The organism is Arthrobacter celericrescens (assembly GCF_003614925.1).
Lineage (GTDB): Bacteria > Actinomycetota > Actinomycetes > Actinomycetales > Micrococcaceae > Arthrobacter > Arthrobacter celericrescens.
Genome location: NZ_QYLP01000090.1, coordinates 1 through 24,959, shown reverse-complemented (window position 1 = coordinate 24,959; position 24,959 = coordinate 1). Strand labels below are relative to the sequence as shown.

Below are 24,959 nucleotides of genomic sequence, written 5' to 3'. Positions count from 1 at the left end.
CTTTACTTCGAAGTGGTGGCGAGTCGCGGATGCGCCAGATGGGTCAGCCGGGGAAGTTCGACGCCGGCAAGCGCCAGGACCTCTTCGGTGCCCACCGCGCCGCACTGGACGCCCCGCAGGATGAACGCCGCCAGCGCACGTGCCGTGGCCGGCTCGTCCATGACGCCGCCCTCGGTCCGTTCCACGTAGTTCCGCAGCCGTGCCGCGGCGGCCGGCAGGCCTTCGCGGTAGAAGGCGTAGGTGGCGGCGAAACGGCTGGGCAGCTGGTTGGCGTGCAGGTCCCAGCCCTGGTAGTAACCGCGCTCAAGGGAGCGGCGGACCAGGCGGCCGTGCAGCTTCCAGGCGTTCTCCACGTTGTCGCCCACGGGGATGATGTTGGTGGAGCCGTCCGAGAGGCGGATGCCGGTGCCGGCCACGGCCAGCTGCATGACTTCCTTGGCGAAGTCAGCCACAGGGTGCTCCATGGACTGGTACTCTGCCGAGATCTGCAGCGACGCCGAGTAGTCGTACGTGCCGTAGTGCAGGCCGCTGATGCGTCCGGGAACCGCGTGGGGCAGCTGCGCCACCGGCGCGGTGCCTGCCGGGCCGAGGATCAGCTGCGGGGTTTCCACCTGGACTTCGAAGCGGAGCCGGCCGGCCGGCAACGAGTGGATCTCCTCCAAGCGGGAGACCGCGAAGTCCATGGCCTCCACCTGGGCCACCGTGGTGACCTTGGGCAGGGTCAGCACCAGGCCCTCGGGCAGTTCGCCCGCGGAGGCCAGGGTGGAGACGAAGAGGTCCAGGGTCTTCAGGCCGCGGGCCCGGGTGGGCGCCTCGAAGCACTTGAAGCGGATGCCGATGAACGGCGGGGCCGAACCACCGGCCACGGCTTCGCTGACGGCCTGCGCGGCCGCGACTGCGGCCACGTCTTCAGCCTCGTCGCCGCGGTCGCCGTAGCCGTCCTCGAAGTCCAGGCGCAGGTCCTCGATGGGCTCGCTGCGCAGCTTGGCCGCGACCCGGCCGGCGACGGCGGCCGCCAGCCCGGGCTCCTGGCCCAGCAGCGCGCCGAGCTTCTCGAGGCCGCCGTGCTCTTCCGCCGTCGCGAGCGCCTGGGCGCCCCATTCGGAAGCGAGCGACGGCGTGAAGCGGTCCGCCGGCACGTACACGGTGTGCACGGGCTGGCGGCTGCCGCTGTCGCCGGGGTAGTTGCGTTCCAGCAGCTGGTCCGTGGCGGCGAGCCGGGAATCGATGGCGGCGAGGTCTGCCGCGCTAAGGGAGTGTTCTGCCATCCCTACACCAGCTCGTAGGCGGGGGTGGTGAGGAAATCGGTGTAGTCCTCGGAGAGACAGATGTCCGCGATCAGGCGGCTGGCCGGCTCGTAGAACTTGGTGAAGGACTCGGCATCCACTTCGCCGCGCAGGCGTTCGGTTTCCTCGCCTAGGATCCGGGTGACGAGCTCGCGGGTGACGGTGTTCCCGGTGTCCGCCAGCACGGACTTGTTGCGGATCTGCTGCCAGACCTGCGAGCGGGAGATTTCCGCGGTGGCGGCGTCCTCCATGAGGTTGTGGATCGCGACGGCGCCGCTGCCGGAGAGCCACACCGCGGTGTAGGCGACGGCGACATAGAGGTTCAGGCGCATGCCCGCCTCGGTGACCTCGCCGCCGGCGGACGGGACGTCCAGGAGCTGCTCGGCGGTGACGGAGACTTCCGGGCGCTGCTTGTCGAGCTGGTTCGGCTTGCTGCCGAGCACGGAGTCGAACACTTCCTGGCAGGTGGAAACCAGGTCCGGGTGCGCAACCCAGGAGCCGTCGAAGCCGTCGTTCGCCTCGCGGGTCTTGTCCGCGCGGACCTTCTCGAAGGCCTGGGCGGTGACTTCGGGTTCGCGGCGGTTCGGGATGACGGCGGCCATGCCGCCCATGGCGAAGGCGCCGCGCTTGTGGCAGGTCTTGACCAGCAGTTCGGTGTAGGCGCGCATGAACGGAGCGGTCATGACCACGGAGGCGCGGTCCGGCAGGATGAAAGACTCCCCGGCGTCGCGGAAGTACTTCACGATGCTGAACAGGTAGTCCCAGCGGCCGGCGTTCAGGCCGGAGGCGTGGCTGCGCAGTTCGTAGAGGAACTCCTCCATCTGGAACGCCGCCGGGATGGTTTCGATCAGCATGGTGCCGCGGATGCTGCCCTGCGGGATGCCGATGTAGTCCTGCGCGAAGACGAAAATGTCGTTCCAGAGGCGGGCCTCGAGGTGGCTCTCCATCTTGGGCAGGTAGTAGAACGGGCCGTGGCCGTTGAGGAGCAGCTGCTTGGCCGTGTGGAAGAAGTGCAGGCCGAAGTCCACCAGTGCGCCCACGGTGGGTTCGCCGTCGAGGAGCAGGTGGCGTTCGTCCATGTGCCAGCCGCGGGGGCGGGTGACGACGACGGCCAGCGGAGCGTCGGTGCGCAGGCGGTATTCCTTGCCCTCGGGGGAGGTGTAGGCCAGGGTGCCGGTGGCGGCGTCGCGCAGGTTCAGGATGGCGTCGATGACGTTGGCCCAGGTGGGGGTGCTGGCGTCCTCGAGGTCCGCGAGCCACACCTTGGCGCCCGAGTTGAGGGCGTTGATGGCCATCTTGGCGGGGGAGGCCGGGCCGGTCATTTCGACGCGGCGGTCCTGCAGCGCGGCGGGGGCTTCGGCGACCTTCCAGTCGCCGTCGCGGATGTCCTTCGTCTCGGGAAGGAAATCGAGCTTGCCGGTGCGGGCCACTTCCTCGCGCTTGGTGGCGCGGGCTGCCAGGAGCTCGTTGCGGGTGCCTGCGAAGCGCTTGTGCAGTTCCTCGACGAAGGCCAGGGCCTTGGGGGTCAGGATTTCTTCGGCGCGTTCGACCGGCCGGGGATCGGTGACGGTAAGAGCCATGGGAGCGGGTCCTTCCTAGTGGGCGCCGGCCGGAACGGCGGCGTGGGACTGGGCGGCGTGGGACTGGGCGGCGGCGTGCGCGGCGTTCGCAACGGCGGTTGCGACGTCGGCCGTCACGTGCGGGTCGAAAATGCTGGGAATAATGTAGCTCGCATTGAGCTCATCGTCAGCGACCCGCTTGGCGATTGCTTCGGCGGCGGCCACCAGCATGTCCGGGGTGATGTCGCTCGCACCGGCGTCCAGGAGGCCGCGGAACAGGCCCGGGAAGGCCAGGACATTGTTGATCTGGTTCGGGAAGTCGCTGCGGCCGGTGGCCACGACGGCGGCGTGCTTGGACGCGATGGACGGGTCAACCTCGGGGGTGGGGTTGGCCATGGCGAAGACGATGGCGTCCTCGGCCATGGAGGCCACGTGCTCTTCGGCCAGGATGTTCGGAGCGGAGACGCCGATGAACACGTCCGCGCCCACGAGCGCCTCGTGCAGGCTGCCGGAGAAGCCTTCTTCGTTGGTGTTTTCCGCGATCCAGGTGCGGTGCCGGTCGTCGTAGCTCTCGCCGTGGTGGATGGCGCCGGAGCGGCCGGCGGCCACGATGTGCCGGGCACCCTGGGCCTTAAGGAGCTGGATGATGGCGGAGCCGGCGGCGCCGACGCCGGAGACCACGATCCTGACGTCCGAGATCTTCTTGTCCACAACGCGCAGGGCGTTGACGAGCGCTGCGAGGGTGACGATGGCGGTGCCGTGCTGGTCGTCGTGGAAGACGGGGATGTCGAGTTCTTCGCGCAGGCGGGCTTCGATTTCGAAGCAGCGGGGAGCGGCGATGTCCTCGAGGTTCACGCCGCCGAAGACGGGAGCCAGGAGCTTGACGGTGCGGATGATTTCCTCGGTGTCCTGGGTGTCCAGGCAGACCGGCCAGGCGTCCACGTTGGCGAACTGCTTGAAGAGGGCGGCCTTGCCTTCCATGACCGGCAGGGCGGCGGCGGGGCCGATGTTGCCCAGGCCCAGGACGGCGGAACCGTCGGTGACGACGGCCACCGTGTTGCGCTTGACCGTCAGGTTGCGGACAGCGGACGGGTCTTCGGCGATGGCCAGGCAGACGCGTGCGACGCCGGGGGTGTAGGCGCGGGACAGGTCGTCGCGGTTGCGCAGCGGCACCTTCGGAACAACTTCGAGCTTGCCGCCCAGGTGCATGAGGAAGGTGCGGTCCGAGACGTGCTGGACCGTGACGCCGTCGAGCGCGTTCAGGGCGTTCTTGACCTCTTCTGCGTGCTCCTCGCCGGTGGTGTTGCACGTGACGTCGACAACGATCGTGTCGTGGTGGGACTCGGTGACGTCCAGTGCGGTGACGGCTGCGCCGGCTGCCGCGACGGCCGCTGCGATCTCACTGGTGGCAGTGAAGCTCGACGGCGCGGCGACGCGCAAGGTGATTGAGTTTCCGGGGCCCGGGTTCGCCATTGAATGTCCTCCTGTTGCGGGTCCGTTAGGACCGGTGTGCCTCGCTAGTGTTTTCGTATTATGGATATTATTATCTACAAAGTGGAAACACAAGCTTTCCACCGAAGGTGACCGCAGGGGGGTTTGGTGCGGTATCTTGAAGACCTAAACAACTTTTTTTCACGATGCGGATAAGAGTTGTCGGATTCCGAGCCATAGGAGACAACGGAATGGCCGAAAAGCCCTCGGGAGGCGTGCAGTCCGTCGAGCGCGTCTTCGAACTGCTGGAACTGATCACGGATGCCGGCGGTGACGTCACGCTTAGCGAACTGTCGTCGTCGACCGATCTTCCGCTGCCCACCATCCACCGCCTGCTGCGCACCCTGGTGGCGCTGGGCTACATCCGGCAGCTTCCCAACCGCCGCTACGCCCTGGGGCCGCGCCTCATCCGGCTCGGCGACGGCGCCAACAAGCAGCTCGGCGCCCTGGCCCGTCCGCAGCTGAAGTCCCTGGTGGACCGACTGGGTGAAACCTCGAACATGGCCGTGCTGGATTCGGACATGGTCATCTACGTGGCCCAGGTTCCGTCGTCGCACTCCATGCGCATGTTCACGGAGGTGGGCCGCCGCGCCCATACCCACGACACCGGCGTCGGCAAGGCGATCCTGGCGCAGCTGGACGACGACGTGGTCCGTGGAATCGTGGCCCGCACCGGCATGCCCACGCCCACGGCCAAGAGCATCGGCGACATCGACGCCCTTCTGCACGACCTCAAGCTCATCCGGGAACGCGGCTACTCGATCGACGAAGAAGAGCAGGAACTCGGCGTCCGATGCTTCGCCATGGCGGTGCCCAACGCCCCGACGCCCACGGCCATCTCCGTCTCCGGTCCCATCACCCGCGTGGACCAGGGCTTCGGCGAGCGGGCCGTGCCGATGCTGCGCGAGGCGGCCAACGCGATCTCCGTGGAGCTGAACCGCAACTGAGCCCGAAACCGCAGCCAACCCGGCGCGAACGTACAGCTGAGGCCCTGGAATCCGCGGATTCAGGGCCTCAACTGTACGCTCGGTCATGGAATCGGATGCCTAGTCGTCGCTGAGCGAGCCGTCGTTGACGTCCACTCCGTCGGCGTCGAGGTTGATCATGGGTGAGCTCTTCTCCAGGGACCGGAATACCACCAGGCCCAGGCCGCAGCCGATGAACCAGCTGTAGTTGCCCAGCCAGGTGGCGTCCACCGTGGTGGCGCCGGTGTCGAGGAGCAGCTTGGGAATGATGACCGAGGCGATGGACACGGCGCCGCTGATGGCCACGGCCTTGAGGGCGTTGGGGTTGTAGCCGTTCCTGAACCAGTACTTGCCGCCCGGATCCATGGTGTACATCTCGTCCACCCAGACCTTCTGCCGGCTGACCAGGTAGTACCCGGCGATCAGGATGCCGAAGAGCGGGCCGATCAGTGCGCCGAGGATGCCCAGGGAGTAGTGGATGGCGGTGGCGTTGCTGTACCAGTTCCACGGCAGCAGGATCACGGAGCCGACGGCGGCGATCATGCCGCCCGTGCGCCAGCTGATCCGGTGCGGGGCAACGTTGGAGAAGTCGAACGCCGGCGAGATGAAGTTGGCCACGATGTTGATGCCCACCGTGGCGGTGACGAAGGTCAGGCCGCCCAGCAGGATCGCGAACGGGGTGTCGATCCGCTCCACCGTGTGGATGGGGTCCGTGATGAGCTCGCCGAACACCGGTACGGTGGCCGACGCCGTGATGACGGTGAGGAGCGAAAAGAACAGGAAGTTGACCGGCAGGCCGAGCAGGTTGCCCTTCTTCACGGCCTTGAAGGACTTGCCGTAACGGGCGAAATCGCCGAAGTTCAGCATGGGGCCGGAGAAGTAGGACACCACGATCGCGATCGCGCTGAGCATCACCGGAATGGAGGCCCAGAAGTCCAGCGGCTCGCCCGCCGCCAGGTCAAGGCTGATTTTGTCCCAGCCGGCCTGGGAGACCAGGTAGATCGCCAGGATGATCATGACGACGTACACCGCGGGTCCGGCGAAGTCGATGAACTTGCGGATGGTCTCCATGCCGTTCCAGAAGACGGCGGCCTGCGCCACCCAGAGGATCGCGTAGGAAATCCAGCCCAGGGCGGACAAGCCCAGGAAGGAGTAGTCCGTGGCCAGGGCGTGGGTGGCGGGGATGAACTTCAGGAAAATGATGTTCAGCGACTCCGCGGCGAGGAAGGTCTGCACTCCGTACCAGGCGATGGCGATCAGGCCGCGGATGATTGCCGGGATGTTGGCGCCCTTGACGCCGAAGATCGCGCGGTTGATCACGGGGTAGGGGACGCCGGTCTTCTGGCTCGGTTTGGCCACCAGGTTCGTGAAGACCTGCACGATCACGATGCCGATGATCAGTGACAGGAGCACCTGCCAGCTCGCGATGCCCAAGGCGAACAGGCTGCCGGCGGTGACGTAGCCGCCCACGCTATGCACGTCGGACATCCAGAAAGCGAAAATGTTGTAGGCGCCCCAGCCCTGTTTCTCCAGGGGGACGAGGTCCTCGTTGGCGAGGCGGTGGTCATACCCGTGCTTGACGGCGCCGGCGCCGGTGCCGGCCGCGGTCTCAAGTTCAGCCATGTTGTTCCTCCGGTAAGTTCGCGGCCGGATCGGCCGTTTCATGAACCCAAGTTTGTGGAACGGATGTTACATAGCTGTTTCTGCTGGAAGAAGACCCTGTGTATTACGCGCCGAATGTGACTCGGGTCACTCTTCCAGCTCGCCGAGGGCGCTGAAGAGTCCGGTGGCCTCGCGGATCCGGTCCCGGCCGGCCTTGGCACGGACCGCCAGCACCCCGTTGGCGAGAACGCTCATGAGGCTCATGGCCGAGGCGTAGCTGTCGAAGGCCGAGACGCTGTCCACCGGGCACTCAAGCCAGATATCGGCCTTGGCCGCGAAACGGCGGGCGCTCGGATCGCCGATCAGCACGGTGGTGGAGCCGCCCGCGGCAGCCGCCTCGAGGACGGCCGCGAAAGCCGCCGGCCGCCGTCGGAATCCCAGCAACAGTACGACGTCGCCCGCGCCGTACCCTGCCAGTTCCTCGCCGATGCTTTGGCCCGGCTGCGGGGCGGCGGCGACGTTTCCGCGGCACTGAAGGAGCTGCTGTCGCAGGTGCAGCGCGAGCGGAAAGCTGTTGCGGAAGCCGATCAGCAGCAGCTGCCCGGCGGAGGCCAGCGCCTCCGTGGCGGCGGTGAGCTGGCCGGCGTCGAGCTGTTCGAAGGTGCGGCGCAGGTTGTCCAGCTCATACGCCAAGTGCGCGGCGAGGTCGCCCTCCTCGTGGGCGGCCACCGGGACCCCGCTGGCGCGCAGCGTCCGGGTGTGTTCCTTGACCTCGTTGAAGTCGGCGAAGCCGAGGCGGCGGAAAAGCCTGCTCATCGTGGCCTTGGAGACGCCGCTCAGCCGGGAGAGCTCGGCGGCGTTGTACACGGCGAGGTCGCCCAGGTGGTCCAGGAGGGTGTCTGCGGCCCTCTGCTCCTGCGGCCCCAGCTCCGGATAATGCCGTCCGATGCGCTCGTCGATCCTCATGAAACAACCGTCTCACGAAGCGAGCCGCCGGACACCTTGGTGTCCGGCGGCTCTTACCATTCAAAAATGAAGCGTCGTCGTTGAACCCTCCTTCTCAGTGTTCGGCGGATGTCTTGATGGGGACCTCGTTGCCGTCGCAGTCGATCAGCTTGCCGTTTTCGAAGCGGTCGCCTTCTGCGAGGCATGCGAGGTCGGCTTCGGTGACCACGCGGTTCGTTCCGGCCACGAACACCGACTGGTTGTCCGAGTTGCCCTTCTTGAAGTGGTTGAAGAGCACGTTCAGCAGGATGGCCATGACGGCCGCCGAGCTAATGCCGGAGTGGAAAATGGTGGAGAACCAGGACGGGAACTGGTCGTAGAACTTGGGGGCGGCGATCGGGATCATGCCGAAGCCGATGGACGCCGCCACCACGATCAGGTTCATGTTGTTGCGGTATTCCACCTTGGCCAGGGTGCGGATGCCGCTGGCGGCCACGGTGCCGAAGAGGACGACGCCGGCGCCGCCCAGGACGGGGGTCGGAACCGCGGCGACCACGCGGCCGAGGACGGGCAGGAGGCCCAGGATCACCAGGATGAGGCCGCCGGCACTGACCACGAAGCGGCTTTTGACGCCGGTGATGGCCACGAGTCCGACGTTCTGCGCGAAGGCGCTCTGGGTGAAGGAGTTGAAGACCGGGGAAATGGCGCTGGAGAGCATGTCCGCGCGCAGGCCGTTGCCGATGCGCTTGGAGTCCACCTTGGTGTCCACGATTTCACCGACGGCGATGATGTCCGCCGAGGTTTCGGTCAGGGTGACCAGGATGACGATCAGCATCGAGACGATGGCGGCGATCTCGAAGGTGGGCGGGCCGAAGGCGAAGGGGGTGGGGAAGGCGACGATCTCGCCCTGGCCCACCTTGGAGAAGTCGGCCATGCCGGTGACCGCGGCGATGACGGTGCCGATGACCATGGCCAGCAGGATGGACAGGCGCGAGATGGCGGCGTTGCCTACTTTGCTCAGCAGCAGGACGACGGCGGTGGTGGCGGCGGCGAGGCCGATGTTCGCCACGCTGCCGTAGTTCTCGGCCTTGGCGTTGCCGCCCATGGCCCAGTTGGCGGCCACGGGCATCAGGGTCAGGCCGATGGTGGTGATCACGGTGCCGGTGACCACGGGCGGGAAGAATTTGATGATTTTCGCGAAGAGCGGGGTGATGGCCAGGCCGATCAGGGAGGCGACAATCACGGAACCGAAGACCGCCTGGATGCCGCCGCCGCCATTGACGATCGCCACCATGGTGGACACGCCGGCGAAGGAGACGCCCTGGACGAGCGGGAGCTGGGATCCGAAGAAGGGGATGCCCACGGTCTGCAGGATGGTGGCGAGCCCGCCGACGAACAGGCAGGCGGCGATCAGCAGGCCGATGTCCTGCGAAGACATGCCGGCGGCCGCGCCGATGATCAGGGGCGGGGCGATGATTCCGCCGTACATGGTCAGGACGTGCTGGAATCCGTAGGCGAAGGAGCTGCCGATTGACAGGCGTTGGTCTTCGGGCCGGGTGCTGGCATTCCCTGTGGGACGGGTTTTCTTCTTGGTGTTCATGGCAGACTTCCTGATTTGGGGCAGACACCTTTGTCTGGCTGATATGTCTGGCTAACAATCCGGGCCGAAGAACGGCTTGTGGGCGGGGGCCTGTTCGGGCACTGATCGGCAGGGCCGGGGCCTATTGGGGTATGGCTGAGTTCCGGGGCGGCCGGGGCCAGGCGCTGTTCAGCCCTGGCTCCGGCGCCCCGGTCTTTTAATGAGCGGCTTAGCAGAAGCCGGCGATGCCGTCCCAGGCGTTGCCCGGGTCGGAGATGAGGTCGCGCTCGAAGTTGGCTTCGATCAGGCCGTATGGGCGGTCCGCGGCGAAGAATACTTCGTTCGGGTTGTCCAGGCCGAAGGGGCTCAGGTCCACCACGAAGTGGTGCTTGTTCGGGGTGGAGAAGCGCAGTTCGTCGATCTCCGGGTGGGCGTCCAGTACCTTCTGGGCCATCTGGTAGAGGGTCTCCTGCAGGGCCTTGGAATACTGCTCGGAGAAGCCTTCCAGCAGGAGCGCCTTCACGGATTCGTAGGCGGCGTTGTAATCGATCCTGCCTTCGGCGACGGCGTCGTTGTTGTAGCGCCAGCGGGCCGAGACTGCGGTGGCCAGGATGCGGTCCGAGGTTTCCTGCAGGGTGGTGTATTTGTCCTTCGGGTAGCCCTCGAAGCCGGACTGGGTGGACTTGAGGACCGTGAGGTCGCTCAGGCCGGAGATGACGTAGGTGGAATCGCCTTCGCGGACCACCACGGCGTTGCGGACTTCCTGCCCCTTGCGGACGAAGGAGTGGTCGTGCTCCTTGCCGTTGGCGATGATCCGCTCCCAGGCGTACTGCTCGGCTTCCCAGCGGCCGCCGGTCACCCAGTCGAATTCGCTGGTGAAGTGCTTGGCCAGGCGGAGCAGGAACTCCTCCGGGGAGCCGATGCCGTCGCGGGCGAAGGCGTAGACGGTGTTCTTCTGGGTGTCTGTGGGAACCACGCGGCCGTTGTCGCCCTCGAAGTGGGCGGCGCTGAAGTCGCCGCGGAGCTGGGAAGTGACGTTGAGGTCTTCGATCTCGTGGCGGTCGGTGTCGCGGGTGATCTTGACGACGCGATTTTCCGCCTTGCCGTACTGGTTCTTGCCGAGGACGATCTTGCTGCTCATGGTCTGTCTCAACTTTCCTGGTGGGCGGAGCCCGTCCACCGTGTGGTGTCGTGCGCCGTGCGGCGCCTGTTTTGGCGGACGCCGGCAACAAAAAAGAGCCGGCATCCATCGATGCCAGCTCATTACGACCCTGCCTGCTGCTCCCAGGTTTCGTGACCTGAGTCACGAGTTGCTGAAAAGACTAGCGCGGGTTTCGGACCTTGTGAAGAGGTCCACGCAATCAGCGGCAATTTTCCGAATATGACCGGCCGGCACGGATCCGGCCGGGTCCGGCTCTTGACGGGCCACGGGAACCTGTTTACGATTTCCACATAACAATAAAAGTTTTCCGAAATACGGAAACGATGGACTGCGAACGAGGAGGAACAGATGGACCAGCAGGAGAATAAGAACGTCGTGGAATTTCCGGCTCCCGGCCAGGAGCTGTACCTGCCGTTCGGCTCCACGGACCCGGACTTCTACATTCCGGCCGACTGCGACCGCACCAAAGGCGGGTTCTCCCGGTGGCTGCGTGCGCTCCCGGTGTTCGGCCGGCAACGTCCCTGAGAGCCTGCCTTAGGAGACGTACGGACTCTGCGCAACAGAGCCATCAAGCGGGCGGTACCTGGGGAGGTGCCGCCCGCTTTTCCGTGTCCGGAAGCCCGGCCGGTGCCGGGTGTGCCGGCTCAACGGCGTCCGGTCTCGAGGACCCGCTTGAGGTTGCTGAGAAAGCCCTCGTTACGCCTGCGCATCATTCCGCCGGTAAACGGCGCCATGATCCTGAGCATCCCGTGTGGCTCCATGTCGAGGCGGCGGGTGATCCGCGAGCCGCCGCCGTCGGGCTCCACCGTGAGCGTCAGCACCGGCTCGAACTTGCCCATCCGCTCCGTGAGCACGACCCGACGCGGGGGTTCGTACGCCGTGATTGTGCCCGTCCCTTCGGACAGTCCCATGAACGGCTTGAACTTTGCCCGGAAGGCGGTACCGGTGGCGAGCGGTCCTGGCGCCTCGTATTCCGCCTCGAGGACGTCGGTGTGCCATTGCGGGTCGTTGCGTATGTCGGACACGAACGCGAACACTTCCTCCGTGGGTCGGCCGATCCACTCGCTGCTCTCAATGCTGATCATCACTCCTCCTTAGCGGACCGTGCTGCGGGTGAAGCCCGCCAAGTGTTCCGGAAGGTATCGTTCGGGGACGTGCGGGCTCGACCACGGCTCCAGGAGTTCGGCCAGCCGCGGCGACTTCTGGCCGTAGTACTGCTCGAGTTCGGTGGTGTCCATCCACTCCACGCCGTCTGAAAGGTGCTTGCTGATGAGCTGCATGTGAGTCGCCATGGAGTCTGCGTCCGGGTGGACCTGGACGCAGGTCACGCGGCGGGTGTCCTCGTCGATGTAGAAGTTGAATGAAATGAGCCGCGGCTCGTTGATCTCGACAAAATCGGTGTGCTCAGACAGTGCCTTCCTCGCGTCCTCGACCCTGCCTTCCTTGATCGTCCAATTGCCGACGAATACGAATGTTCCATTCATGGTTCTCACTCCTTGCTCTCTCTCTTGTTGGGGGTCCCCTCTGGGGCTTTTTCCATGGTCCGCCCGGCCGCTAACGCCTCGCTAAAGCCGGATCCGGCCGGGATCCGGCGGTGCTAGATTGGTGCACGGGACGATCTGGCGAAGGCGGCTGTCGGTGGAATTCCGCATCCTCGGACCGATGGAGGTTCGCGAAGGGACCCGGCGCCTCGACGTACCGGGCGGGCGGGCCCGTGCCCTCCTCGCGATGCTGGTCCTGCATGCGGGTGACCCCGTCCCTTCCGAGCGTCTTGTCGACGAGCTGTGGGGCGAGCAGCCCCCTCCCACCGCTAACACCGTGGTGCAGATGCACGTCTTGAAGCTGCGCAAGCTGCTCGAGCCTGACCGCGAAGCCCTTGGTCACCCGACGCTGTTGGTCACTCAAGGAAGCGGCTACCGGCTGGCAATAAGTCCGGGGGACGTTGACGCCGGTTGTTTCAAGCAGCTCCTCGACCAGGCCGCCGGCCAGCCTGCGGAGCCGCGCTCCAGGCTCCTTACGGAGGCGCTGGCCCTCTGGCGCGGCCCGGCACTGGCCGACTTCGCTTTCCACCCGTTCGCCCAGGGCACCATCACCGCCTTGGAAGAACTGAGGCTGTCCGCGCTCGAGGCGCGCATCGAGGCAGACCTCGAGCTGGGCCGGAATCATGGTTTGGTCGCCGAGCTCGACCTGCTCGTCGCCGAGCACCCCTTCCGGGAGCGGCTCTCCGGCCTGCTGATGCTTGCCCTTTACCGTGCGGGCCGGCAGGCGGATGCGATCGCTGCCTACCGCGACGCCCGCAACCGTCTGGTGGACGAACTTGGCGTCGAGCCCGGCCCCGGGCTGCGTGAGATCGAAGCAGCGGTTCTCCGGCAGGATCCTTCGCTGGGGGAACGTTCCCCGACGCGGGTCGTGACCGAAGGCTGGCTGCCCCGTGAGCGCCGCATGGTCACGGTGGTCGGTCTTGAGATCGTGCCGGCGTCCGACGACGACGCGGACGCCGAAGCCCTGGCCGCAGCGGGTACGCGTGCCAACGAGGTTGCCGCTGCGGTGCTGCGCACCCATGGCGCACGCGTGGAACAGGTCGTGGGTGGCCTGATGGTCGCGTTCTTCGGGTTCCCGGTGGCGCACGAGGACGACGCCGTGCGGGCCGTGCGTGCCGCCGTCGAGGTTTGCGACCGGCTCGCGACTGTCGACGAGCCCGTCGTTCGGCATGCCGCGCGGGCCGTCGTCGAGACCGGCGACATCGTGGTCAGCGGATCGGGCGGGTCGCTCGCGGACATGGTGTCGGGTCCGGCGGTCACCTCCGCTTTCCGGCTCCAGCGGCTCGTACGCGACAGTGACGTCGTGGTGGGCCCGCGCACCCTGCAGCTCGTGCGCGGCGCGGCGGTTGTGGTATCCGTGCCAGGTGAGACCGCTGCGTGGCGGGTCATCGGGATGATGGACGACTCCCGCGGCAGGCTCCGCTTTGATTCCACGACCGTGGGACGGGCGGAGGAGCTGGTCAGGATCCGTACCGCATTCCGGGCGGCCGGCCGGGCCGGTGTGCCGGGGCGCTTCACCGTGGTGGGGGAGGCCGGCATCGGCAAAACCCGGCTCGCCGCAGACTTCGCCGACAGCGTTGACGGCGAGGCCCTGGTGGCATGGGGCCGCTGTGCGTCGTACGGCGAGGGCATCACGTTCCTGCCGCTCCGCGAGGCCCTCCTCGACGCCGCAGGCGAACGTGGCTGGCCGGCGCTTGCCGAGCTCGTGCCGGAAGACGCCGCGGTAGTGGCCGCCGGGCTGGGTCTGGCCGAGGGCACGGAGACTGTGCCCGCCATGTTGCGTGCAACGGTGCGGCTGCTGGAAGCACTCTCCGCCAGGCAACCCCTCCTGCTGGTGCTCGACGACCTGCACTGGGCGGAGCCGACACTGCTAGACCTCGTCGACCAGGCAGTAGGCTCCGGGAAAGGACGGCTGTTCGTGCTCTGCCTGGGGCGTCCCGAACTGCTGGACCAGCGGCCGGAATGGACCGATGCGCTCGTCCTCGAGCCGCTCCCCGCCGATGACGTGGCGGCGTTGCTGCGGGGCCGGGCACCCGGGATCGACGTCGAGGCCGTCACTGCCATCGTCGACCGCGCCCGTGGGAATCCGCTGTTCGCCGAACAACTCCTCGCGGCGCACGAGGAGGCGGACCTTGACGCGCTCCCGGATTCGCTCCGTGCCCTCCTCGCGGCGCGTCTGGACCGGCTCGGTCCCGGCGAGCGGGACCTGCTGAGAGTCGCGGCGGTGGCCGGTGACGACTGTGGCCGCGACGCGCTGGCGGCGCTGTTACCGGACGGGGCGCGGGCCTACATTGAGCGGCATCTCTCCACTCTCAAGGCCCGGCGCCTGTTGACGGGTGGGAGCAACGGCGTGGTCCGCTTCGGACATGTGCTCATCCGCCTCGCGGCATACCGCTCCATGACGCACCCGGACCGCGCCGCACTGCATCGACGCTACGCCGAATGGCTCCTGGACGGCGCACACGAGCAGCCACCCGAACTCGACGAGATTGTGGGCTACCACCTGGAGCAGGCCGTACTCAGCCTTCGGGCTATCGGCGCCGGCGACGAGTCCCTGGCGGCCCGGGCGGGCGCGCACCTGTCCCGCGCGGGAGAACGCGCCGCCGCCAGATCCGATCAGACCGCGGCCCGGAATCTTCTGTCCCGGGCGCGGGCCATGATGGCCGGGGACGATTCCGCGAGCGGGACGCTTACGCAGCGCCTGGCCGAGGTCGATCTCGTGCTCGGCCGGTTCCCCGAGGCACAGCAACTCCTGCTCGAGTTGGCCCAGCGTTCAGCCGCCGCGGGCAACGACGTCGCCGCACGGGCGGCACTCCTCGAGCACGCCCGCATCCAGTTCATCGTCGGTCCGGATCCCGTGCCGCTATCGTCGATCGGGCGGGAAGCCGCCGAGGCGGAGTCATTCTTCACCGCACACAATGACGACGGCGGCCGCTGCCGCGCGATCTTCCTGCAAGCCTGCGTCCGGGTGCGGCAGGGTCGCCTCACCGAGGCGGAGCGGGCTTTCCGGGCCAACATCGAACTTGCAGACCGGGCGAAGAGTGTCCGGGAACAAATGGCGAACCGTTGGTTGCTCGCGGAGGCGCTCGCCGCGGGCCCGGTACCGGTGCGGCAGTGCCTGCCGGAGATCGAGGCCATCGCCCTGCCGGGTGTTGAGCACCCCGGATTGTTGATCCACGCGGGTTGGCTTCACGCAATGGAGCGCCGCTTCGACGAGGGCCGGGAGCTGTTCGACCGGGCCCAACGAGCCGTGCAGGAAACCCTGCACGCACCGCGCCTCCTTATGTTCGTGGCCGCAGTCCGGGGAACTGCCGAGCTCCTCGCCGGCAATTTCCCCGCCGCAGAGGCAGCCCTGCGGACCCAGCTCGACGCTGCCAGGCGTACTGGCGAGCGGCAAAACTTGCCGACGTCCGCCGCCCGCCTGTCGCTGCTGCTCCACGAGATGGGGCGTCCCGAAGAGGCTGCCGAGCTCGCCGCGCTGGCGGCCGCGACCGCAACTGCCGAGGGCGTGGAGGCCCGGGCCCTCTCGGCGGCGGCGTCTGCAATGGCCTCGAGAGATCCGGACAAGGCACTAGTCCTTGCCCTTGAGGCGCTTCGATGGGCGCCGGCCGAGATGCTGAACCTGCGCGGCGACGTGCACCGTACAGTGGCCGGCGTTTGCTTCGCCCGCGGCGACCGTGCCAGGGGTGACGCCGCCGTGGCGGAAGCTGCGCGCTGCTACCGGGCCAAGGGAAACCTAGCCGCGATGGCTCATCTGCACTGAAACCTCATGTGCGCAGAAGGATCCGGATCGCCGCTTTCGCAAGCACGGCCTAACCGGCGATGAGCTTCCGTGCCGCAGCCGTGTGCTTCGCCGCCAGTCCTGCCACATCCAGGCCGGGGATGGCGCCATCCACCACCCGCCAGGTTCCGCCGACCATCACCCGGTCCGCGCGGTCCGCGCCGCACAGCAACAGGGCCGCCACCGGATCGTGGCTGCCGGAAAACCGCAGCTCGTCCAGCGTGAACATGGCCAGGTCCGCCTGCAGGCCCGGCGCCAGCTGGCCTATGTCCGCACGGCCCAGCACTGCCGCCGAACCCCGGGTGGCCCAGCGCAGCGCCCGCTCCACCGGAACGTCCGCGCCGTAGCGCAGCCGCTGCAGGTACAGCGCCTGCCTGGCCTCCAGGACCATGTTCGAGGCGTCGTTGGATGCCGATCCGTCCACGCCCAGTCCCACCGGAACCCCGGCATCCTCGAGTTCCAGCACCCGTGCGGTGCCGGACGCGAGCCGCATGTTCGACGTCGGGCAGTGCGCGACGGCGGTGCCCGCGGCTCCCAGCCGGGCGATCTCGCCGTCGTCGAAATGGATGCCGTGGCCCAGCCACGTGCGGCTGCCGAGCCAACCGACGCTCTCCAGGTAGTCCACGGTGCGCAGCCCGAACATTTCCCGGCAGAAGTCCTCCTCGTCCAGGGTTTCGGCCAGGTGCGTGTGCAGGCGGACGTCGTGCTTCTCAGCCAGGGCGGCGCTTTCGGCCATGATCTCCTTGGTGACCGAGAACGGGGAACATGGCGCCAGCGCAATCTGGATCACGGCGCCCTCGCCGGGCTCGTGGTACTGGCAGATGAGCCGTTCGCTGTCGGCCAGGATCGTCTCCGGGTCCTGCACCGTGGACCGCGGCGGCAGCCCGCCCTCGTCCTCGCCGAGCGTCATGGAACCGCGGGTGAGCGTGGCCCGCATGCCCATGCGGCGAACCACGGCGGCCTCGATGTCGATGGCGTCCTGCAGCCCGGCGGGGAACAAGTAGTGGTGGTCCGCCGCGGTGGTGCAGCCCGAGAGCAGCAGCTCCGCGAGGGCCACTTCGACGGCGAGTTCCAGGCTGTCGGGGGTCAGCCGCGCCCAGACGGGGTACAGGTTCTGCAGCCAGGGGAACAGGGGAGCATTCGCCACCGGCCCCCAGGCGCGGGTGAGGGTCTGGTAGAAGTGGTGGTGCGTGTTGACCAGGCCGGGCAGCAGGACGTGCCGTCCGGCGTCGAACACCTCATCGCACGGCGCGGACGGCTGTCCTCCTCCGGGCACGAGTTCGGCGATCCGTCCCTCGCTGACCACCAGGCCGCCGCCGGCGTCGAGGCCGTTGGCGGTGAAGGCGGCGAGGGGGTTCTTGATCCAGAGCCTGGACGGGGCGGGGGCCTCCTGCAGAATCGTTGCGGGGACAGGTGCCATGACGGTCTCCTTTGGCTGTGTGACGGTGTGCGTGCCAGCTCAGTTAGGCCCTGTCTGCTGATCCAGGTGTACGGGCAGCGTAGCGGCGGCACTTCTGTCTGCCAAGTGCGACCGGCCACGTGAGGCTGGTGAAACGCAGATTTCACATCGCGATATTTATTTTTCAAAAACCTATGGCGCGGCTCACACAGCGGTGCTAATCTCTAACTGCCAAAGGCGGGCACCCGGACTCCGGGAAGCTATCTACCAGGCGTAACTCAACCTTCATCGCACATGCTGAAGCCTGGTAACCGCGGCACAGTTCCGTTCCTTGGTGTTTTTCGGTCGCCAGCGCTTCCACAGCAAAAGGAAGTCGCACAATGAGTACAACCGTCACGGCCGAAAAGCACCTGGCCACCTCCATCGAACTGGCAACTGCCAACGTCCTGGACAGCGGCGGCCCGTTCGGCGCCGTCGTCGTCACCGCGGACGGCAGGGCCTTCGAAGGCGTCAACCGCGTCACTGCCAGCAACGACCCCACGGCCCACGCTGAAGTCACCGCCATCCGCAACGCCTGCCGCGAACTCGGAACCTTCGACCTGAGCGGCGCCACCCTCTACACCAGCTGCGAGCCATGCCCCATGTGCCTGGCCTCCGCACTCTGGGCCCGCATCGACCGCGTGTTCTTCGCCGCAGACCGCCACGACGCCGCCTCCGTCGGCTTCGACGACGCCGTCTTCTACGAATACTTCGAGAATGACAACCGGGACGCACTTATGCCGGTCGCCCGGCTGGAACTGGGAGACCCCCAAGCCCCGCCCGTCATCCAGCCGTTCACCACGTGGAACACCCTCGATTCCAGGATCGACTACTAGGGCCCGGTGGCTGACATGACAATCCTGGACAATTCCGCTGAAAAGCAGGCTGCGTTGCTCCCCAACGGGCACAACAGCGCAGAGCCCACAGCGGCACACGCAAAGCCCGCGCCTTCAGGAGCAGGAAACGGCAAGAAGCCGCCGGCGTTCCTTGACACGTTCTTCCAGATCTCCAAGCGCGGCTCCACGCTGGCCCGCGAATTCCGCGGCGGCCTGGTCACGTTCTTCACCATGGCGTACATCGTCATCCTCAACCCGCTCATCCTGGGCGGCTTCTCGGCAGAGAACGCCCCCACGGATGTCGCCGGGGGGTGGCTCTCGGCCGCACAGGTCGGCGCCGTTACAGGCCTGACCGCCGGCGTCATGACGATCGTTTTCGGCCTGGTGGCCAACCTGCCCTTCGGCCTCGCGGCCGGCCTGGGCATCAACTCCTTCCTCGCCGTCGCGGTGATCCAGGAGGTCACGTGGCCCGAAGCCATGGGCCTGGTGGTCATCAACGGCATCCTGATCGTCCTCTTCGGCGCCACGGGCGCACGGACGGCGATTTTCAAGGCAGTACCCAAGGAACTCAAGGCCGCCATCACCGTCGGCATTGGCCTGTTCATCGCCTTCATCGGCTTCGTCGACTCCGGCTTCGTCCGCGCCACCAAGGGCGGCCCGCCGGTCCAGCTCGGCAACGATGGATCCATCACGTCCATCCCCACACTCGTATTCATCGTCGGACTGCTGGTCATGGGTATCCTCGTGGCACGCAAGATCCAGGGCGGCCTGCTGATCGGCATCGTCGCTACAACCGTCCTCGCCGCCGTTGCCGAGGCCGTGTTCCGGATCGGTCCCGGCGGCGCAGACAACCCCGGCGGGTGGCACCTCAACACGCCCGTCCTGTCAGGGCACCTGGTATCCGTCCCCGACCTGGGCCTGGTGGGCCAGTTCGACATCTTCGGCTCGTTCGCACGGATCGGCGGCCTCGCTGCCACCATGCTGGTCTTCACCCTGGTGTTCACCAACTTCTTCGACGCGATGGGCACCATGACCGGCCTGGCCAAGAGCGCCGGTGTGGCCCACAAGGACGGCACGTTCCCCAAGCTGAAGTCGGCCTTCATTGTCGAAGGCATGGGCGCAGTGGTGGGCGGCGGAACCTCCGGGTCGTCCAACACCGTCTACATCGACTCCGCGGCCGGCATCGGCGAAGGCGCCCGCACGGGCCTGGCCTCCGTGGTTACGGGAGTCCTGTTCCTGGGTTCGATGTTCTTCACGCCGCTGACCTCCGTGGTTCCCATCGAGGTGGCCGCGGCCGCCCTGGTGGTGGTCGGCGCGATGATGATGGCCCAGATCCGGGAGATCAAGTTCACCAAGTTCTCGGTGGCGCTGCCGGCCTTCCTCACCATCGTCACCATGCCGCTGAGCTACTCGATCGCCAACGGCATCGGCGTCGGATTCGTTTCCTACGCCGTGGTGAGCGCCGCATCCGGCCGGGCCCGGAAGGTCCATCCGCTCATGTGGGTGGTCACCGCGGGCTTCCTGGTCTACTTCGCGCGCGGCCCCATCAACACCCTGCTCGGCGTCTGACACTCCCTGGGCGTCCTTCCCAGAACGGCAGGGAAGAACAAGACTAGGGAGAGGATCGCGAACCGTTCCGGGCGGGGAAACCCGCCCGGAACGTCACGGTAAAGGAAGTGATTTCCATGCTGGATCTGATGCCGACACTCGGCAGCTGGCAACCCGCCCTGAGCGGCCAGCGCTGCGCCGTCGCCACCATCGTGGCCTGCGGCGGTTCCGTTCCCCGCCCAATGGGCACCTCGATGCTGGTGTCTGAACACGGCGAGGTCCTGGGCAGCTTGTCCGGCGGCTGCGTCGAAGGCGCCGTCGTGGAGGCGGCCCTGGAATCGATGCGCGACGGCGGCAGCCGCCTCGAGCTGTTCGGCTACAGTGCCGAGGACGCCTTCGCCGTCGGGCTCAGCTGCGGCGGCGAGCTGGAAGTCCACATCCAACCGGCCGACCCGGCCGAACTCGCAGGCTTCGGCGCACTGGCCGGCAGGGGCGCAGGGGCGGCCCTGGCACTTATCCGCAGGCTCGACGCCCCGGGCGCCGTCGTGGTCGATGACCCCGCGCACTTCCGCGCCGCCGCTTCGGCGGACCTGGCGCGGCTGCTGGGCGACGACCCGGCGGTGCTGGCCGCCGCGGCGGCCCAGCTCGAACCGCTGCTGCGCGGCGGACGGGCCGGGCTGGTCCGGCTCGAATCGCCGGGGGGCTGCGATCCGGACACGGAACCCATCACGCTCTTCGTCGAGAGCCGGCTGCCCGCACCCCGCATGCTGGTCTTCGGCGCCAACGACTTCGCTGCCGCCCTCATCCCGGCCGGCAAGCTGCTCGGCTACCACGTGACCCTGTGTGATGCCCGGCCGGCGTTCACCGGCCAGGAACGCTTCCGTGCCGCCGATGAACTGGCCACCGCCTGGCCGCACCGCTACCTCGCCGCCGAGGCCGAGGCCGGCCGGATCGACGCGCGGACCGTGGTGTGCGTGCTCAGCCACGACCCCAAGTTCGACATCCCGCTGCTGCGCACCGCCCTGGACCTGGCCTCGGAACCCGGGCTCGCCTACGTGGGAGCCATGGGTTCGCGGCGCAGCCACCGCCAGCGCGTGGACTCGCTGCTCGCCGAAGGCACCACGGCCGAAGCCCTGCAGCGGCTCCATTCGCCGATCGGCCTGGACCTGGGCGCCGTCACCCCCGCCGAGGTGGCGGTGTCCGTCACGGCGGAAATCATCGCGTCCCGGGGCAACGCCTCGGCCGCGCCCCTGCGGAACGGCAGCGGCCCCATCCACGCAACAGACCCTTCAATGACTTCTACAAGCACTCTTTCAACGAGCCCGGCCCGAAAGGCGCAGCAATGGACATGAACACCATCGAGGCGGTGGTGCCCACCACCGATCCGGCCGAATGGCGCGACGGCGACGCCTGGCTGGCAGGCGGAACGGTCCTGTTTTCCTACGGCAGCTTCGCCTTCGGCCGTTCCGTCTCCGACGGCGGACCGCTGAGGCGCCTGCTGGACCTCGGACAGGCCGGCTGGACCCCCGCCACCGCGAACGAGGCCGGCATCGAACTTGCCGCCACCTGCACCGTGGCCGAACTCTACGCCCTGCCGGATTCCCCCTCCGTGGCCGGCCGCGGCTGGTCCGGCCTGGACCTGTTCCGGCCGTGCTGCGACTCCTTCGTGGCCTCCTTCAAGGTGTGGAACATGTCCACCGTGGGCGGCAATATCTGCACCTCGCTGCCCGCCGGGCCCATGATCTCCCTGTGCGCCGGGCTCGACGCCACTGCCACCATCCTCGGCTCCGGCGGCGCCACCCGGACGGTCCCCGTGGCGGATTTCGTCACCGGCGATGCCAGGAACTGCCTGGCCCCCGGTGAGCTGCTGCGCAGCATCTTCATCCCGGCATCCGCGCTGTCCGCCAAGGTGGCGTTCCGGCGGCTCTCGCTGAGCAACCTCGGCCGCTCCGGCGCGCTGCTGACCGGCCGCCTGGATCCCGACGGCGGACTGGTCCTGACCGTCACGGCCGCCACCAAACGCCCGGTGCAGCTGCGCTTCGCCGCGGCGAAGCTGCCTGACGCGCAGCAGTTGGCTGACGCCGTCGAACACTCGATCCCGGCGGATCTCTACCACGACGACATCCATGGCCTGCCCGCCTGGCGCCGCGACATGACGTTCCGGCTGGCGGAGGAAATCCGTGCCGAGCTCCTGGGCGAAGGAATCCGGGTGTCCGGCGATTTCTGGAGCCCTTCCGGAAGACCGCACGCCACGTCAGCCCAGGCTTCGGCCGCACAGACTTTCCCGCAGACTCCAGCCCCCACGAAGGAGGCCCCGAATGGCAATTGAGATCAACGGAACCCCCGCTGCGGAGTCGCCGCGCCCGGGCCAATGCCTGCGGACCTTCCTCCGCGAACAAGGCAACTTCGGGGTCAAGAAGGGCTGCGACGGCGGCGACTGCGGCGCCTGCACGGTCCACGTGGACGGCACTCCCGTGCACAGCTGCATCTATCCGGCGGTGCGCGCCGAGGGGCACTCGGTGACCACCATCGAGGGCCTGCCCGCTTCTGCGGGCTGCGCGGAGGGGGAGCTGCACCCGGTGCAGGAGCGGTTCCTGGAGAACCAAGGCTTCCAATGCGGCTTCTGCACGGCGGGCATGATGATGACGGCCGCCACTTTCGACGAGGAGCAGAAAGCCAACCTGCCGCGCAACCTCAAGGGCAACCTCTGCCGCTGCACCGGCTACCGCTCCATCGCCGACGCCGTCTGCGGCACGGCGAACGGTGCCGCCGGGTCCGCCGGTTCCGGCGCGGTTGCCTCGGGCTCCGGCTCCGGCCAGCTCGGCGACAACGTTCCCGCCCCGGCGGGGCACGCCGTCGTCACCGGCACCGCACGCTACACCCTGGACGTCCCGCCCGAGCAGCTCCCCGGGCTGCTGCACCTGAAGCTGCTGCGCTCGCCGCACGCGCATGCCCGGATCGTGTCGATCGACACGGCGGCCGCGCTGCGGGTGCCCGGGGTGGTGGCCGTCTTCACCCACGAGGACGCGCCGGCGCAGCTGTTCTCCACCGCCCAGCACGAGCTCTACACCGACGACCCCGACGACACGCGGGTGTTGGATAACGTGGTGCGCTTCATCGGGCAGCGGGTGGCCGCCGTCGTCGCCGACTCGGTGGCCGCGGCGGAAGCCGGGGCACGCGCCGTCGAGGTCGAATACGAACTCCTGGACGCCGTCTTCACTCCGGCCGACGCCCTGCAGCCGGGAGCGCCCGCCGTGCACGGCGACAAGGACGGCGAAACCAGCCGGATCTCCCGGCCCCTGGAGAACGTGGTGGCCGAGGTCCACTCCGAACTGGGCGACGTGGCCGCGGGCTTCGCCGCCGCCGACGTCATCCACGAGAAGACGTACCAGACCCAGCGCGTCCAGCACGTGGCCATGGAAACGCATGCCGCGATCGCCTGGCTCGACGACGAGGACCGGCTGGTGGTGCGCAGTTCCAGCCAGGTGCCGTTCCTGGTCAAGCGCACCCTGGCCCGGGTGTTCGACCTGTCAGAGGACCGCGTCCGTGTGGTCGCCGGCCGGGTGGGCGGCGGCTTCGGCAGCAAGCAGGAGGTACTCACCGAAGACCTCGTGGCGCTCGCCGCCCTGAAGCTGCGCCGGCCCGTGCAGGTGGAGTTCACCCGCACCGAGCAGTTCACCGCCACCACCACCCGCCACCCCTTCACCATCAAGCTCAAGGCCGGAGCCAACCGGGAGGGCCTGCTCACCGCCCTGCAGCTGGACGTGGTCACCAACACCGGTGCCTACGGGAACCACGCGCCCGGGGTCATGTTCCACGGCTGCGGCGAATCCCTGGCGGTGTACAACTGCGCCAACAAGAAGGTGGACGCCCGGGCCGTGTATACCAACACCGTCCCGGCCGGTGCCTTCCGCGGCTACGGGCTGAGCCAGATGATCTTCGCGATCGAGTCCGCCATCGACGAGCTCGCCGAAGGCATCGGCATGGACCCGCTGGACTTCCGGCTGAAGAACATGGTCCGCCCCGGCGACCACATGCTCTCCACCCATCCGGAACCGGAAGAGGACGTCCACTACGGCAGCTACGGCCTCGAACAGTGCATCCAGCTGGTCCGCGACGCCCTGGACCGCGGGGCAGCGCGCTACCGGGACGCCGGCCTGGACGACCTCGGCCCGGAATGGGTCACCGGCACCGGCTCCGCCCTGTCCATGATCGACACCGTCCCGCCGCGCGGCCACTACGCCCACACCCGCCTGCGCCTGCTGCCCGACGGCACGTACGACGCCGCCGTCGGGACCGCCGAATTCGGCAACGGCACCACCACGGTGCACTCCCAGCTCGCGGCGACGGCCCTGGGCACCGAGGCCCCGAAGGTGGCCGTGCGGCAGTCCGACACGGACCTCGTGGAGCACGACACCGGCGCCTTCGGTTCCGCCGGCACTGTGGTGGCCGGGCAGGCGACGCTGCTCGCCGCCCAGGAGCTGGCGCGCCGGATCCGCACGGTGGCGTCCGCGCTGAGCGGCGTCCCGGAGGCGGACTGCGTGCTCGACGGCGGCGGCGTGCTCTGCGGGGAACGCCGGGTAACGCTGTCCGAGGTGTACGGCGCGGCGCACCGGGCCGGCGTCGAACTGTCCGCCGAGGGCCGCTGGGGCGGCACCCCGCGGTCGGTCGCGTTCAACGTCCACGGGTTCCGGGTGGCGGTGAACACCGGCACCGGAGAGCTGCGGATCCTGCAGAGTGTGCAGGCCGCCGACGCCGGCGTGGTGGTCAATCCGCGGCAGTGCCGCGGGCAGATCGAGGGCGGGATCGCGCAGGCCCTGGGCGTCGCGCTGTACGAGGAAGTGAAAGTTGACGACGACGGCCGAGTGACCACGGACATCCTGCGGCAGTACCACATCCCGTCCTTCGCGGACGTGCCGCGCAGCGAGGTGTACTTCGCGTCGACGAACGACGAACTCGGCCCGCTGGGTGCGAAGTCGATGAGCGAAAGCCCCTTCAACCCGGTGGCGCCCGCGCTCGCCAACGCCATCCGCAACGCCACGGGGGTGCGCTTCGCCGAGCTGCCGATCGCGCGGGACAAGATCTACCTGGGCCTGAAGGAGAAGGCCCGGGAAGAGATTGCCGTCTAGCTTCCCCAACTAGCTCGCAGTTGTTGACCCTTCTATAGTTCGTCAAGCCTGGCTGCGGGTGTGGTTTGTCGCGTTGAGGGTTCGATAGATCCGTCGG

General features: G+C 67.8%; 18 protein-coding genes. 8 read left to right on the top strand and 10 right to left on the bottom strand.

What is annotated here, in order from left to right; genetic code table 11:
- Nucleotides 1–2: 2 nt before the first annotated feature.
- The 3 genes from D3654_RS15510 to D3654_RS15500 are packed head-to-tail and all read right to left on the bottom strand — an operon-like array spanning nucleotide 3 to nucleotide 4,318.
- Entirely contained in the window at nucleotides 3–1,268 is a 1,266-nt protein-coding gene (locus D3654_RS15510) for a DUF6986 family protein (RefSeq protein ID WP_120522369.1), read from the bottom strand.
- A 2-nt stretch (nucleotides 1,269–1,270) separates the two neighbouring features.
- Nucleotides 1,271–2,866, bottom strand: a complete 1,596-nt coding sequence (gene aceB / locus D3654_RS15505; RefSeq protein WP_120522368.1) for a malate synthase A — start codon at nucleotides 2,864–2,866, stop codon at nucleotides 1,271–1,273.
- A 15-nt stretch (nucleotides 2,867–2,881) separates the two neighbouring features.
- Nucleotides 2,882–4,318: an NAD-dependent malic enzyme gene (locus D3654_RS15500; RefSeq protein WP_120522367.1), complete on the bottom strand. Its 1,437-nt coding sequence runs from the start codon at nucleotides 4,316–4,318 to the stop codon at nucleotides 2,882–2,884.
- A 209-nt stretch (nucleotides 4,319–4,527) separates the two neighbouring features.
- Between D3654_RS15500 and D3654_RS15495 the strand changes: the two genes are divergently transcribed.
- Nucleotides 4,528–5,283 (top strand): IclR family transcriptional regulator, encoded by a 756-nt coding sequence (locus D3654_RS15495; protein WP_120522366.1) that lies wholly within the window; start codon nucleotides 4,528–4,530, stop codon nucleotides 5,281–5,283.
- A 99-nt stretch (nucleotides 5,284–5,382) separates the two neighbouring features.
- Here the strand turns inward: D3654_RS15495 and D3654_RS15490 are convergent, their stop codons facing one another.
- From D3654_RS15490 to pucL, 4 genes are all read right to left on the bottom strand, one after another.
- Nucleotides 5,383–6,924: an NCS1 family nucleobase:cation symporter-1 gene (locus D3654_RS15490; RefSeq protein WP_074586834.1), complete on the bottom strand. Its 1,542-nt coding sequence runs from the start codon at nucleotides 6,922–6,924 to the stop codon at nucleotides 5,383–5,385.
- Between the two features lie 126 nt (nucleotides 6,925–7,050).
- Nucleotides 7,051–7,869 (bottom strand): MurR/RpiR family transcriptional regulator, encoded by an 819-nt coding sequence (locus D3654_RS15485; RefSeq protein WP_120522365.1) that lies wholly within the window; start codon nucleotides 7,867–7,869, stop codon nucleotides 7,051–7,053.
- Nucleotides 7,870–7,963: 94 nt separating this feature from the next.
- The gene (locus tag D3654_RS15480; protein WP_120522364.1) at nucleotides 7,964–9,448 is read right to left on the bottom strand and encodes a nucleobase:cation symporter-2 family protein; all 1,485 of its coding nucleotides are present in this window, start codon (nucleotides 9,446–9,448) and stop codon (nucleotides 7,964–7,966) included.
- 208 nt (nucleotides 9,449–9,656) lie between these two features.
- Nucleotides 9,657–10,568: a factor-independent urate hydroxylase gene (pucL, locus tag D3654_RS15475; RefSeq protein ID WP_074586840.1), complete on the bottom strand. Its 912-nt coding sequence runs from the start codon at nucleotides 10,566–10,568 to the stop codon at nucleotides 9,657–9,659.
- 369 nt (nucleotides 10,569–10,937) lie between these two features.
- On the opposite strand from pucL, the gene D3654_RS20535 reads away from it, so the two are divergent.
- Complete coding sequence (locus D3654_RS20535) at nucleotides 10,938–11,114, top strand: hypothetical protein (RefSeq protein ID WP_162943758.1); 177 nt, start codon at nucleotides 10,938–10,940, stop codon at nucleotides 11,112–11,114.
- Nucleotides 11,115–11,233: 119 nt separating this feature from the next.
- Here D3654_RS20535 and D3654_RS15470 read toward each other — a convergent pair whose 3' ends face one another.
- Both D3654_RS15470 and D3654_RS15465 read right to left on the bottom strand, forming a co-directional pair.
- A complete protein-coding gene (locus D3654_RS15470; RefSeq protein WP_074586842.1) occupies nucleotides 11,234–11,674 on the bottom strand; it encodes an SRPBCC family protein in 441 nt (146 codons plus the stop codon).
- A gap of 9 nt (nucleotides 11,675–11,683) precedes the next feature.
- Nucleotides 11,684–12,073 carry a hypothetical protein gene (locus D3654_RS15465; protein WP_074586844.1) on the bottom strand — a complete coding sequence of 130 codons (390 nt, stop codon included), beginning with the start codon at nucleotides 12,071–12,073 and terminating at the stop codon, nucleotides 11,684–11,686.
- A gap of 154 nt (nucleotides 12,074–12,227) precedes the next feature.
- On the opposite strand from D3654_RS15465, the gene D3654_RS15460 reads away from it, so the two are divergent.
- Nucleotides 12,228–15,893: an ATP-binding protein gene (locus D3654_RS15460; RefSeq protein ID WP_120522363.1), complete on the top strand. Its 3,666-nt coding sequence runs from the start codon at nucleotides 12,228–12,230 to the stop codon at nucleotides 15,891–15,893.
- Between the two features lie 49 nt (nucleotides 15,894–15,942).
- Here D3654_RS15460 and D3654_RS15455 read toward each other — a convergent pair whose 3' ends face one another.
- Entirely contained in the window at nucleotides 15,943–17,331 is a 1,389-nt protein-coding gene (locus D3654_RS15455; protein WP_120522362.1) for an 8-oxoguanine deaminase, read from the bottom strand.
- A 359-nt stretch (nucleotides 17,332–17,690) separates the two neighbouring features.
- On the opposite strand from D3654_RS15455, the gene D3654_RS15450 reads away from it, so the two are divergent.
- From D3654_RS15450 to D3654_RS15430, 5 genes are all read left to right on the top strand, one after another.
- Complete coding sequence (locus D3654_RS15450; protein ID WP_120522361.1) at nucleotides 17,691–18,185, top strand: nucleoside deaminase; 495 nt, start codon at nucleotides 17,691–17,693, stop codon at nucleotides 18,183–18,185.
- 15 nt (nucleotides 18,186–18,200) lie between these two features.
- Nucleotides 18,201–19,754, top strand: coding sequence for an NCS2 family permease (locus D3654_RS15445; protein ID WP_205571833.1), 1,554 nt, complete (start codon nucleotides 18,201–18,203; stop codon nucleotides 19,752–19,754).
- A gap of 116 nt (nucleotides 19,755–19,870) precedes the next feature.
- Complete coding sequence (locus tag D3654_RS15440; RefSeq protein WP_120522359.1) at nucleotides 19,871–21,085, top strand: XdhC family protein; 1,215 nt, start codon at nucleotides 19,871–19,873, stop codon at nucleotides 21,083–21,085.
- Nucleotides 21,076–22,062 carry an FAD binding domain-containing protein gene (locus D3654_RS15435; protein ID WP_120522358.1) on the top strand — a complete coding sequence of 329 codons (987 nt, stop codon included), beginning with the start codon at nucleotides 21,076–21,078 and terminating at the stop codon, nucleotides 22,060–22,062. Before D3654_RS15440 ends, D3654_RS15435 begins: the two co-directional genes overlap by 10 nt.
- Nucleotides 22,052–24,862: a molybdopterin-dependent oxidoreductase gene (locus tag D3654_RS15430; protein ID WP_120522357.1), complete on the top strand. Its 2,811-nt coding sequence runs from the start codon at nucleotides 22,052–22,054 to the stop codon at nucleotides 24,860–24,862. The genes D3654_RS15435 and D3654_RS15430 overlap by 11 nt, the downstream gene beginning before the upstream one ends.
- Nucleotides 24,863–24,959: the final 97 nt, after the last annotated feature.

Bases quoted from the DNA above. Each gene is read 5' to 3' on its own strand.
- D3654_RS15510 (WP_120522369.1), bottom strand. From the start codon at position 1,268: ATGGCAGAACACTCCCTTAGCGCGGCAGACCTCGCCGCCATCGATTCC.
- aceB (WP_120522368.1), bottom strand. From the start codon at position 2,866: ATGGCTCTTACCGTCACCGATCCCCGGCCGGTCGAACGCGCCGAAGAA.
- D3654_RS15500 (WP_120522367.1), bottom strand. From the start codon at position 4,318: ATGGCGAACCCGGGCCCCGGAAACTCAATCACCTTGCGCGTCGCCGCG.
- D3654_RS15495 (WP_120522366.1), top strand. From the start codon at position 4,528: ATGGCCGAAAAGCCCTCGGGAGGCGTGCAGTCCGTCGAGCGCGTCTTC.
- D3654_RS15490 (WP_074586834.1), bottom strand. From the start codon at position 6,924: ATGGCTGAACTTGAGACCGCGGCCGGCACCGGCGCCGGCGCCGTCAAG.
- D3654_RS15485 (WP_120522365.1), bottom strand. From the start codon at position 7,869: ATGAGGATCGACGAGCGCATCGGACGGCATTATCCGGAGCTGGGGCCG.
- D3654_RS15480 (WP_120522364.1), bottom strand. From the start codon at position 9,448: ATGAACACCAAGAAGAAAACCCGTCCCACAGGGAATGCCAGCACCCGG.
- pucL (WP_074586840.1), bottom strand. From the start codon at position 10,568: ATGAGCAGCAAGATCGTCCTCGGCAAGAACCAGTACGGCAAGGCGGAA.
- D3654_RS20535 (WP_162943758.1), top strand. From the start codon at position 10,938: ATGGACCAGCAGGAGAATAAGAACGTCGTGGAATTTCCGGCTCCCGGC.
- D3654_RS15470 (WP_074586842.1), bottom strand. From the start codon at position 11,674: ATGATCAGCATTGAGAGCAGCGAGTGGATCGGCCGACCCACGGAGGAA.
- D3654_RS15465 (WP_074586844.1), bottom strand. From the start codon at position 12,073: ATGAATGGAACATTCGTATTCGTCGGCAATTGGACGATCAAGGAAGGC.
- D3654_RS15455 (WP_120522362.1), bottom strand. From the start codon at position 17,331: ATGGCACCTGTCCCCGCAACGATTCTGCAGGAGGCCCCCGCCCCGTCC.
- D3654_RS15450 (WP_120522361.1), top strand. From the start codon at position 17,691: ATGAGTACAACCGTCACGGCCGAAAAGCACCTGGCCACCTCCATCGAA.
- D3654_RS15445 (WP_205571833.1), top strand. From the start codon at position 18,201: ATGACAATCCTGGACAATTCCGCTGAAAAGCAGGCTGCGTTGCTCCCC.
- D3654_RS15440 (WP_120522359.1), top strand. From the start codon at position 19,871: ATGCTGGATCTGATGCCGACACTCGGCAGCTGGCAACCCGCCCTGAGC.
- D3654_RS15435 (WP_120522358.1), top strand. From the start codon at position 21,076: ATGGACATGAACACCATCGAGGCGGTGGTGCCCACCACCGATCCGGCC.
- D3654_RS15430 (WP_120522357.1), top strand. From the start codon at position 22,052: ATGGCAATTGAGATCAACGGAACCCCCGCTGCGGAGTCGCCGCGCCCG.